Genomic DNA, 10,945 nt, shown 5'->3' with positions numbered 1-10,945 from the left:
CCGCCGCCCGACGGTCGCCCGCCGCCCGCTGGCCGCCGGCCTCGGCGCCGCCGTCCTCGCCTGCCTGCTCGTGCCCACCGTGCTGCCCGCGTACTGGGTCTACCTGGCCGTCACCGCCGTGGTGGGAGCCGTGATCATGCAGAGCTACGGCGTCATCGTCGGCCGGGTCGGCGTGATGTCGCTGTGCCAGGTGTCCTTCGCCGCGATCGGCGCCTGGGTGGTGCTGTGGCTCAACGCCGCCGGCGCCCCCGGCGGCTTCCTGCTCTGGCTGCCGCTCGGCGGCCTGGCCGCCGTCCCCGTCGGCATCGCCGTGGGCCTGCCCGCCCTGCGCATCCGCGGCGTCAACCTGGCCGTGGTGACCTTCGGCTTCGCCGTCGCCGCCGACATCGTGCTCACCGCCAACGAGTTCCCCGGCATGGCCGACCTCACCACCCTGGAACGGCCCGCGCCGTTCTCCGACGACGGCGCCTACTTCGTACTGGCCGTCGCCGTCTTCACCCTGATCGCACTCGGCCTGGCACTGCTCAACCGCACCCGGCTGGGGATGTCCTGGACGGAGCTGCGCCACTCCGAGCGGGCCGCGGCCGCGCACGGCGTGTCCGTCGCCCGCAGCAAGCTGGCCGCCTTCGCGATCAGCGCCTTCGTCGCCGGCGTCGGCGGCGGCCTGATGGCAGGCCAGCTCGGCCTGGTGGTCCCCGGCAACTTCGCCATGATGCAGTCGCTCACCCTCTTCGCGGTCGCCATCATGATCGGCCCGCACAACCCCGAGGGCGCGATCATGGGCGGGCTGTTCGGGGCGGTGATGGCCACCGTCCTGGACAAGCTCGGCCTGCCGCAGGACCTCGGCGGCATGCTGTTCGGCATCGGCGCGCTCTTCGCCCTGCGCTCCGGCGTCAGCCAGACCGACTTCACCCGGGCCCGCAAGCGCGAGCGCGCCGCCCGCAGGTTCCTCGCCGAACGCGAGGAGGCCGCCGCCGGGACCGGCACCGGCCCCGCTGCCCCCGCCGGTCAGGCCGCCCCCGAACCCGTGCCGCCAGCCCCGCCGCAGCCCGCCGCCCCGCGCGGCGAACCATCCCTCACCGTCAGCAAGTTGACGGTCCGTTACGGACAGGTGACGGCCCTGGACGCGGTGGACCTGAGCGTGCCGCGCGGCGCCGTGGTCGGCCTGATCGGCCCCAACGGCGCCGGCAAGTCCACCTTCATCGCCGCCGTCACCGGATTCGTCGGCGGCTACCAGGGGAGCGTCGCGCTCGCCGGCACCCCGCTCGACCGCCTCGCCCCCAACACCCGGGCCGCCCGCGGACTGCGCCGCACCTTCCAGACCACCTCCATCGCCCCCGAACTCACCCAGTACGAGTACCTGACCATCGGCGCCGGGCGCCACCTCGACCCCGCCGAAGCCGACGAACTGCTCGACTTCTTCGGCTGCCCGCCCGGACGGCTGCCGGTCTCCATGGTCGACGCCGGTGCCCGCCGCCTGCTCGACGTGGCCGCCGCCGTCGCCGCCCGCCCCGCCGTCGCCCTGCTGGACGAACCCGCCGCCGGGCAGTCCGCCGCCGAATCGCTGCTCCTCGGCCGCCGGCTCGCCGAGGTCCCCGCCCGCTTCGGGGTCTCCGTCCTGCTCGTCGAACACGACATGGACCTCGTCCAGGCCGCCTGCTCCGAGGTCACCGTGCTCGACTTCGGCCACGTCATCGCCTCCGGCCCCACCGCCGAGGTCCTCGCCGACCCGGCCGTGATGGCCGCCTACCTGGGCACCGCCGAACCCACGGCCGTCTGACCCGCCCCGCCACCCCCACCCGCCCCGCCACCCGCGACGGGCCGCGCACACCCCCTCCCACCCCCGGTGCGGCCCCGCCCCCACGGAATTGGAAGTGCACCCCCATGAAGCACGCGAAACCGGCCGTGGCCCTCACCGCCCTCGCCCTGGTCCTCACCGCCACCGCCTGCTCCAAGGACGAGGACTCCGCCACCGGCCCGATCAAGGTCGGCTCGATCAACGGCATCACCGGCCTCTTCCAGACCCCCGAGGTCCCGCAGGCCGTCAAGGCCGTCTTCGACGAGGTCAACGCCGCCGGCGGCATCAACGGCCGCAAGCTCGAACTGATCAGCGTGGACGACGCGATGAACCCCCAGCGCTCCACCGAGGCCGCCGTCGACCTGATCCGCTCCAAGAACGTCGTCGCCCTGGTCGGCTCCTCCAGCGCCGTGGACTGCGGCCTCAACCGCGCCGCCTACACCAAGGCCCACGTGGTCTCGATCCCCGCCGTCGGCGTCGACCCCGCCTGCTTCACCAGCCCCGACATCGCCCCCGTCAACCCCGGCCCGTTCAACCTGCTGACCGCCAACCTCTATTACGCCTCCGAGGTCCTCAAGCGCGACAAGGTCTGCCTCGACTACACCGTGCTGCCCGGCAGCGGCAGCGGCATCGAGGACTCCATCAGGAAGTGGACCGAGCTGACCGGCAAGCAGCTCGCCCACAAGGAACTCGCCATCGCCGAGGGCGACCCGACCAAGTACCTGGTCGCCGACAAGAACGCGGGCTGCCAGGCGGTCCTCTACAACGGCATCGTCGGACCGTACTTCGCCCAGGCCAAGACCCAGGGCATGACCGACGTCGACTTCATCGTCGGCGCCAACAGCTACACCGACGCCAACGCCCAGGCCATCCCGGCCGGTCTCGCCGTCTACGCCGGCACCGAGTGGCAGCCCTACACCGACACCACCCTGCCCGGCAACGACCGCTGGTCCCAGCTGGTGGAGAAGAACAAGGTCCAGAAGACCGCGTTCAGCCAGGGCGGCGTGATGGCCGCCGACCTGTTCGTCAAGGTCCTCAAGGGCATGAGCGGCCCCGTCGACCGGGCCACCGTCACCAAGGCCTTCAAGGACATGCAGCCCGTCGACTACCCGATGGTCGGCACCCCCTGGGTCTTCGGCCCCGGCGACAGCCACAACCCCGTCCAGGGCAGCCGGTTCGTCAAGGCCGTCAACGGCAGCTGGCAGGTCCTGCCGGAAGGCTTCGTCGTCCCCGCCAAGAAGTGACCGCCAGGCCGTGACCGCCCCCACCCGATCGAGCACCACAGGAGCTGTCCCGTGCTGAACTCCACACTCGCCGGCCTCACCGGCGGAGGCGTCTACGCACTGCTCGGACTGTGCGTCGTGCTGACCCACCGCCTGGTCGCCACCGTCAACTTCGCGATGGCCGCCGTCGGCGCGCTCGGCGCCTTCACCATGGTCGGCCTGACCGACGCGGGCACCGGCCTCTGGCTCGCCCTGCCGGTGGGGGTCCTCGCCGGAGCCGCGCTCTCCGCCCTGCTCGGCGCGGTCCTGGTGCGCTGGTTCGCCGGGCACTCCCAGAACACCAAGGCCGCCGTCACGGTCGCCGTGTACGTCGCCGTCATGGCCGTCGGCCTGCGCCTGTTCGGCTCCAACACCACCGGCGCGCACACCTTCCCGAGCCCCTTCGAGAAGCCGCTGTTCACCGTCGGCGGCGTGGTGGTCCCGCAGTCCGTCCTGGTCACCGTCGCCCTCGCGGTGGTGATCGCCGGCGGGGTCGGACTGCTCCTCACCCGCACCAGGATCGGCCTGCGGCTCCAGGCACTGTCCGAACAGCCCGCCACCGCCGAGGTGGTCGGCATCCCGGTCGCCCGGCTGGCGGTGGCGCTGTGGGCCGCCATCGGCGCCGTCACCACCCTCGTCGTGGTGCTGGCCGCACCCCGGCTGGGCGGCGACTTCTCCAGCCTCGGCAAGCTGATCAACACCGCGCTGGCGGTGGCCATGCTCGGCGCCTTCCGCAGCCTGCCGCTCACCGTGGCGGGCGGCCTCTTCCTCGGCTGCCTGGAGGGCCTGTCCTCCTCGATCGAGGCGATCCAGAAGTACCAGGGCGTGGTGCCCTTCCTGGTCATCCTGGTGCTGCTCTGGTGGCGCAGCCGCCACGAGGTGTGGGACACCGCGCACAGCCGATGACCGGCCCGACCGGCCCGGACACCCGTCCGGGCCGCCGACACGGGGGACACGAGAGGAGACCGAGAGCGATGACGCTCCCCACCCACACCCGGGCGGCCGTCCTGCGGGCCCACGGCGCACCGCTGGTGACCGAGGAGATCCCGCTGCCCGACCGGATCGAACCGGGCGCCGCCCTGGTCAGGACCGACTGCGCCACGCTCTGCGCCACCGACGTGCACCTGTGGAGCGGCGCCATGACCTTCCCCGGCATGCTGCCCATGGTCCTCGGCCACGAGATGGTGGGCACCGTCCTGGCCGCCGGCGAGGGCACCGTGGACGCCCTGGGCCGGCCCGTCACCGCGGGCAGCCGGATCGGCTGGTCCGAGTCCACCTGCGGCCACTGCCACGGCTGTACGGTGCTGCGCACCCCGGTGGCCTGCGAGCACCGCGGCTACGGCTTCCTCCAGCGCAGCGACCGCCACCCGTACGCCACCGCCGGGCTCGCCGAGCACGCCTACGTCACCCCGGGGGCGCAGAAGTACCTGCTGCCCGAGGAGGTCGAGGACACCTGGGCGGCGGCGGCCGGCTGCGCGGTCAAGACCGTGCTGCACGCCTTCGACCGGGCCGGCGGCACCCGCCCCGGATCCTCGGTGGTGATCCAGGGCGCGGGCGCGCTCGGCATCGTCGCCACCGCGGTGGCCAAGGCCGGCGGCGCCGGCCCGGTGATCACCATCGGCGCCCCGAAGCGCCGCCTCGACCTGGCCGAGGAGTTCGGCGCCGACCTGGTGCTCGGGCTCGACGAGGGCCCCGCCGCCCGCAAGGAGGCGGTGCTCGCGGCCACCGGCGGCCGCGGCGCCGACCTGGTGATCGACCTGGCCGGCGCCCCCGGCGTCGGCGCCGAGGCCGTCGACCTCGCCGCCTGGGGCGGACGCTTCGTGGTGGTCGGCACCACCGGCCCCGCGCCCCAGGAGATCCCGCTCGGCACCGTGATGGGCAAGGAGCTGACCGTGCTCGGCTCGCTCAACGGCGACGTCGGCGACTACCACCGGGCGATCGGCTTCCTGCGCGACTTCCGCTCCCGGTTCGACTGGGACGCCCTGTTCGGCGAGCCCGTCGGCCTGAGCGGCGCCACCGCCGCCGTCGAGGCGATGTCCCGGCTGGAGCAGACCAAGGCCGTCGTCGACCCCAGGCTGCCCTGACGCCCCGCCACGGCGGCCCGGCCGGCCGCCACCCCTCCGCCGGGCGGCGCTCCCCGCGCCGCCGGCCCCCCGCCGCCCGGCGCCCCGAGGTCCCCCGTGTGTGTCCTGACCCTCCGGGGCGCCGGGTCCCCCGTCCCGACCCGTCCGACCCGTCCCGACCCCGTCCGCGAGGAGCAGCATGACCGCGACCACCAGGCCCATCGTGCCCAGGCGCCGGCTCGGCACCGCCGGCCCCGAGGCCTCCGTCCTCTCCCTGGGCTCCTGGCACACCTACGACCGGATGGACTTCGCCGACGCCGTCGCCATGGTCCGCCACGCCGTCGACCTCGGCGTCAACCTCTTCGACGTCGCCGTCTACGGCCTGCCCGGCGGCCCGCCGGTCTTCACCGACGTCCTGTTCTCCGCGATCGTGCGCGCCGCCGGCCTCGCCCGCGAGGACTACCTGCTGTCCGCGAAGCTCTGGCTGGAGCCCTACCCCGGGCTCCCGCTGCGCGAGCAGCTGCGCGGCGCCCTGTTCCGGGCCGGAGTCGAGCACGCCGACGTCGCCGTCCTCGGCGACGTGCGCCGCGACGACATGGACCTGCGGGCCGTCGCCGAGGAACTCGCCGAACTGGAGCGCGAGGGCCTGATCGGCTGCTGGGGCGTCAACAACTGGTCGGCGACGCACATCCGCACCGTCCGCGAGCACGCCCGCGCGGCCGGATCGCCCGGCCCGCAGCTCGCCCAGCTCAAGTACAGCCCCTGCCGCCGCGCCATCCCCGACGGCGAGCCGTTCGCCGCGCTCTTCGCCGAAGGCCTCTCGATGCAGGCCTCCGACGTGCTGGAGGGCGGCGTCCTGGCCGGCCGCACCGCCCCCTCCCGGGAGATCGGCCGCGACCCCGGCGGCATCCGCGACCGGATCACCGCCGCCGCGCCCGGCCTGGCCGAGACCGCCGCCGGCCTGGGCGCCACCGCCGCGCAGCTGTGCGTCGCCTTCGCCCTCACCCACCCGGCCACCGCCACGGTGCTGTTCGGCGCCAGCCGGATGGCGCAGCTGACCGACAACACCGGCGCCCTCGCACTGGTCGAACGGGTCGGCGCCGAGCGGCTGCGCGAGCTGGTGGCCCCGTACTGGGCGGACCGCGGCGCGGTCGACCCGGAAGGGCCGTGACCGATGGCCGACACCACCGCCCCGCCCGGATCCGCCCGCCCCGCCGACCTGGTGCTGCTCGACGGCGAGGTACTCACCGTCGACGGCGCCTTCTCCACCGCCCAGGCCGTCGCCGTCCGGGACGGCCTGGTCCTCGCCGTCGGCAGCACCGCCGAGGTGCTCGCCCACGCCGGCCCCGCCACCAGGACCGTGGACCTGCGCGGGCGCACCCTGCTGCCCGGCATCAACGACTCCCACCTGCACGGCCACGCCTGGGGCCTGAACCGCCCCCCGCTCGCCCTGGACCTCAACCACCCCGCGGTGGGCTCGATCGCCGACGTCGTCGCCACGGTGGCCGCCGCCGCCCGTACGGCCGCACCCGGCGAGTGGATCGTCGGCCGCGGCTGGGACGTCGGCTACCTCGCCGAGTGCCTGGACGGCAGCCGCGGCCTGCCCGACCGCGCCGACCTGGACGCCGCCGCCCCCGACAACCCGGTCTGCCTCACCGACTTCTCCGACCACACCGCCTGGGTGAACTCCGCCGCCCTGCGCGTCGCCGGCATCGGCCGCGGCTCCGTCCCCCCGCCCGGCGGCACCATCGACACCGACCCGGCCGGGAACCCCACCGGCATCCTGCGCGAGGCCGCCCAGCGGGCCGTCCACGCCCACATCCCGCGCCCCGACGAACAGCGCCGCCGGGCCGCCGTCACCGGCGCGATCCGGGCCCTGAACGCCCTGGGCACCACCAGCTACACCGAACCCGGGCTCGGCCCCGGCGGCGAGGGCATCATGGCCGGCGCCCTCGGCGGCGCCGCCCTGCGCACCTACCTGGACCTCGCCCGGGCCGACGAACTCCACGCCAGGGTCAGCGTGCTGCTGCTGCCCGCACCGATGGGCGGGGGAGTGGCCGACCTGGAGGCCGGACTCGCCGACCTGGCCGGCACCACCCTCGACGGCATCGACCCGCGCCGCCTGGCCGTACTCGGCGTCAAGCTCTTCGCCGACGGCGTACCGCCCAACCGGACGGCCTGGATGCGCGACGCCTACCCGGGCGGCGGCCACGGCGCGCTGTGCGTGCACGGCTCGGCACCGGCCCTGCAAGCCGCCGAACTGACCGCGATGATCGCCGTCGCGCACGCCGCCGGCCACCAGATCGGCGTCCACGTCACCGGCGACCTCGCCATCGACACCGTCGCCGACGCCCTCGCCGCCGCCCAGCTCGCCCATCCCAGGCCGGACGCCAGGCACTACCTGATCCACGGCGACTTCGCGACCCCCCGGGCCCTGGACCTGCTCGCCCGCCACGACTACGGCGTCAACATGAACCCGGCGATCAAGTGGACCATCTCCGACCTGATGGACGAGGTGGTCGGCCCGGACCGCTCGGCCCGGATGTGGCCGGTGCGCTCCGCCCTGGACGCCGGGGTCCGGGTGTGCGCCAGCTCGGACGCCCCGATCACCGAACCCGACTGGCGCCGGGGCGTCGCCGCCATGCTGCTGCGCGAGTCCAAGGCCACCGGCCGCACCAGCGGCCCGCGGGAACGCGTCGGACTGCGCGACGCGGTGCGCGCCTACACCGCCGAGCCGGCCCGCCAGGACTTCGCCGAGCGGTGGAAGGGCAGCATCGAACCCGGCAAGGTCGCCGACCTGTGCGTCCTCGGCGGACGGCTGACCACCACCTCCCCGCACGACCTGCCCGGGCTCCCCGTCGATCTGACCCTCCTCGACGGCCGCCGGGTGCACGGCGAGGACTGACCGGTCCCGGCCGCCCCCGGGCGCCGTCCGGCGGAACCGCCCGCCGGACGGCGCGTCCACCCCCGACGGGCCCGCCCGCCCCCGCATCCCGGTCGCGCAGGGCGACCGCCCGCCCGCCCCGCGCAGGCGGCCCCGCGCCCGGCCGTCGTACCCTGTACGGAAACGAACCGGCCAATCGGCGCAAGGAACCCGCCACCGTCGCGAACCGCACGCGCAATGGTCACGAACGGTTCGCGGAGCCGTGGCGTCCGGTTCGACAACCGTCCCTAGCGTGCCGCCCATGACACAGAGTCACCGCCCCCGCGCCGGCCGCCGCACCGGCCTGCTCGCCGCCGCCGTCGCCGCCTCGCTCGGCCTCGGCGCCGTCGCCCTGAACGCCCCGGCCGCCGTCTCCGCCGAAGCCGCCCCCACCGCGGCCGGCGCCACCCCGGCCCCCGGCGAGGTCGTCCTCGACGAGCACTTCTCCACCCCCGCCCTGCCGGCCGGCTTCACCGCCGTCGAGGGCGACTGGAAGGTGGAGGGCGGTCGCCTGGTCGGCACCTCCGCCAACTCCGGCCAGCAGAGCCGGATCACCTTCGGCCGCCACCTGAACGACTTCCGCATCGAGGCCACCGCCCGCTTCGAGACCGTCCAGGACAACGCCCGCTGGACCGCCGTCGGCCTCGACGTCCCCGCCTCCGGCGCCACCCCCTGGTCGATCGCCACCATGCGCACCGGCACCACCGCCGCCAACGGCCTCGAATTCGCCCAGCGCACCGCCGCCAACGCCTGGAACGTCACCAACACCGCCGCGGCCCCCACCGCCGCCGGCACCGGCCGCGACGTCCGCGTCGCCGTCGAGGTCCACGGCACCACCGCCCGCTGGATCTTCGACGGCAAGGAGATCATGCGCACCACCCAGGTCGCCCGCACCGCCGACGGCGGCCAGGCCCTGGTGGTCAACGGCGCCAAGGTCTCCTTCGACGACCTCAAGGTCACCGCGCTCGCCCCCGGCGGCTGGCTGCGCCCGGCCGGCTCGCCGCTGACCGTCTTCGCCCACCGCGGCGCCTCCTCCGCCGCCCCCGAGAACACCCTCGTCTCCGACGAGATCGCCCGCCGCGGCGGCGCCGAGTGGATCGAGAACGACGTCCAGCCCAGCAAGGACGGCGTCCCCTACGTCCTGCACGACGACAACGTCGACCGCACCACCAACGGCAAGGGCCGCATCCGCGACCTGACCGCCGCCCAGCTCGACGCCCTGGACGCCGGCTCCTGGTTCGGCCCCGCCTACACCGGCACCCGGGTGCCCACCCTGGCCGCCCAGCTGGAGGACCTGCGCACCCGCGGCGGCAACCTGCTGCTGGAGATCAAGGGCAAGCACAGCCGCGACGAGGTCGCCCGGATCGTCAAGGAGGTGCGCGACCACCAGATGACCGGCCGGGTCTTCGTCCAGAGCTTCGAGGTCGACGCCCTGCGGTACACCCGCGAACTGGCCCCCGAACTGCCGCTCGGCCTGCTGCGCAGCGACCTCGACGCCGACCCGGTCGCCATCTCCAGGGACCTCGGCCTGTCCGCCTACAACCCCTCCGACGGCGGCCTCGCCGCGCGCCCCGGCGTGGTGAAGGACCTGCACGCCGCCGGCGTCGCGGTCAACGTCTGGACGGTCGACTCCGCCACCCGCTGGAAGGCCCTGGAGGCCGCCGGCGTCGACGGCGTCATCACCAACCGCCCGGCGGAGCTGACCGGCTGGAACAGCGCCTGGCTCCAGGGCACCGCGCCCACCCAGCCCGCCGCACCCACCGTCGCGATCACCTCCCCGGCCGCCGGCGCCACCCTGGACCGCGCCCAGCAGCCGGTGACCGCCGTCCAGGCCAACGGCGCCGACACCGTCCGCCTCACCCTGGACGGCAGGGAACTGGCCGCCGGCACCGCCCTGGACACCACCGCCCTCGCGCTCGGCAAGCACACCCTGCGCGCCGAGGCCACCGGCCCCGGCGGCCGCGCCGAGACCACCGCCGAGTTCACCGTCGCCGCCACGCCCACCGGCCTGGCCGCCCTGGTGCTCACCTCCGGCGCCGACCGCAACGCCGTCGCCACCCTGACCGTGATGCTCGGTCAGGGCCAGTACCAGCCGCTCGCCCAGTGGGCCGAGAACCAGGCCGGCCGCGGCATCGCCGCCGACCGGGCCCGCCTGATCGCCGCCGACGCCCGCGCCCTGGACGCCGCCGCCCGCGGCTGACGCCCGTCCCGCCCTCCCGTGGCCCCGTACCGTCGGCGGACGGTACGGGGCCACGGCACGTCAGGCACCGGGGGGACGGCCCGGGGGGAGTACCCAGGATTCGCCCAGGATTGGGTAGCGGTACGCATTGTTCCCGCCCGGCCCAGCCGGTTTCCTGGAGCCCGCCCGAACCGACGACCCTCACCCTCCCCGGAGGTCGCCCATGACCCGTCGCGAACGCCTGCGGCTCTACGCCGACGAGCACTTCACCGCCCCCGACCCGGGGCTGGTATCGCCGGCCCGCCGCAGCAGCGGCCTGCGCCGGCCCGGCCTGGCCCGGCTGGCCAGGCTCTCACGGCTGGTCGAACGGGCCGGGCACCAGCAGCACTGCTGACCGGACCGGGTCCCGCCTCTTGAGGGAGCAGGCGGGACCCGCTTTTCCTCAGGAGGCGGCTTCCTCCGCGGCCAGCGCCTCGCCCAGCCCCGCCCGGCCGACACCCAGCTTGCGCAGCGCGCTCGCCACATGGTGCTCGACCGTACGGGTCGACAGGAACAGCGCCCGGGCGATGTCCTGGTTCGCCGCCCCCTGCGCGGCCAGCGCCGCGACCTGCCGCTCGCGCGGCGACAGCCGCTCCCCGTACCCGCGCCGCCCCGGCGACGCCACCCGGCCCAGACCCAGCTCCCGGCGCAGCCGCTGACAGCGGGCCGCGTCCGAGGCCG

General features: G+C 75.2%; 9 protein-coding genes. 8 read left to right on the top strand and 1 reads right to left on the bottom strand.

All coding sequences use genetic code 11. From position 1 onward, the window contains the following. The 8 genes from BU198_RS43305 to BU198_RS10320 all read left to right on the top strand — a co-directional run. Positions 1–1,780, top strand: a 1,780-nt coding sequence (locus tag BU198_RS43305) for an ABC transporter permease subunit (RefSeq protein WP_262987020.1), incomplete at its 5' end; no start/stop codon positions are given. Positions 1,781–1,884: 104 nt separating this feature from the next. Continuing rightward, the gene (locus BU198_RS10350; protein ID WP_188295934.1) at positions 1,885–3,042 is read left to right on the top strand and encodes an ABC transporter substrate-binding protein; all 1,158 of its coding nucleotides are present in this window, start codon (positions 1,885–1,887) and stop codon (positions 3,040–3,042) included. 51 nt (positions 3,043–3,093) lie between these two features. Then, complete coding sequence (locus BU198_RS10345) at positions 3,094–3,966, top strand: branched-chain amino acid ABC transporter permease (RefSeq protein ID WP_188295933.1); 873 nt, start codon at positions 3,094–3,096, stop codon at positions 3,964–3,966. A 68-nt stretch (positions 3,967–4,034) separates the two neighbouring features. Then, positions 4,035–5,144 (top strand): zinc-binding dehydrogenase, encoded by a 1,110-nt coding sequence (locus BU198_RS10340; RefSeq protein WP_188295932.1) that lies wholly within the window; start codon positions 4,035–4,037, stop codon positions 5,142–5,144. Between the two features lie 178 nt (positions 5,145–5,322). After that, a complete protein-coding gene (locus tag BU198_RS10335) occupies positions 5,323–6,294 on the top strand; it encodes an aldo/keto reductase (protein WP_188295931.1) in 972 nt (323 codons plus the stop codon). Between the two features lie 3 nt (positions 6,295–6,297). Beyond that, entirely contained in the window at positions 6,298–8,028 is a 1,731-nt protein-coding gene (locus BU198_RS10330) for an amidohydrolase (RefSeq protein ID WP_188295930.1), read from the top strand. 280 nt (positions 8,029–8,308) lie between these two features. After that, positions 8,309–10,246, top strand: coding sequence for a glycerophosphodiester phosphodiesterase family protein (locus BU198_RS10325; RefSeq protein WP_188296539.1), 1,938 nt, complete (start codon positions 8,309–8,311; stop codon positions 10,244–10,246). A 202-nt stretch (positions 10,247–10,448) separates the two neighbouring features. Then, on the top strand, positions 10,449–10,619 hold the full coding sequence (locus BU198_RS10320) for a hypothetical protein (RefSeq protein ID WP_188296538.1): 171 nt from the start codon (positions 10,449–10,451) through the stop codon (positions 10,617–10,619). 48 nt (positions 10,620–10,667) lie between these two features. Here BU198_RS10320 and BU198_RS10315 read toward each other — a convergent pair. Beyond that, positions 10,668–10,945 (bottom strand): response regulator transcription factor (locus tag BU198_RS10315; RefSeq protein WP_188296537.1); only part of this gene is annotated, 278 nt, incomplete at its 5' end.

The organism is Streptomyces sp. CBMA156 (assembly GCF_014596515.1).
GTDB lineage: Bacteria > Actinomycetota > Actinomycetes > Streptomycetales > Streptomycetaceae > Kitasatospora.
The sequence above is the reverse complement of the archived record's forward strand: the minus strand, read 5'-3'. Positions and strand labels throughout refer to the sequence as shown.

What these genes read in the sequence shown, in the direction of transcription:
- BU198_RS10325 (WP_188296539.1), top strand. Translation starts at nt 8,309, where the DNA reads ATGACACAGAGTCACCGCCCCCGCGCCGGCCGCCGCACCGGCCTGCTC.
- BU198_RS10350 (WP_188295934.1), top strand. Translation starts at nt 1,885, where the DNA reads ATGAAGCACGCGAAACCGGCCGTGGCCCTCACCGCCCTCGCCCTGGTC.
- BU198_RS10340 (WP_188295932.1), top strand. Translation starts at nt 4,035, where the DNA reads ATGACGCTCCCCACCCACACCCGGGCGGCCGTCCTGCGGGCCCACGGC.
- BU198_RS10320 (WP_188296538.1), top strand. Translation starts at nt 10,449, where the DNA reads ATGACCCGTCGCGAACGCCTGCGGCTCTACGCCGACGAGCACTTCACC.
- BU198_RS10330 (WP_188295930.1), top strand. Translation starts at nt 6,298, where the DNA reads ATGGCCGACACCACCGCCCCGCCCGGATCCGCCCGCCCCGCCGACCTG.
- BU198_RS10335 (WP_188295931.1), top strand. Translation starts at nt 5,323, where the DNA reads ATGACCGCGACCACCAGGCCCATCGTGCCCAGGCGCCGGCTCGGCACC.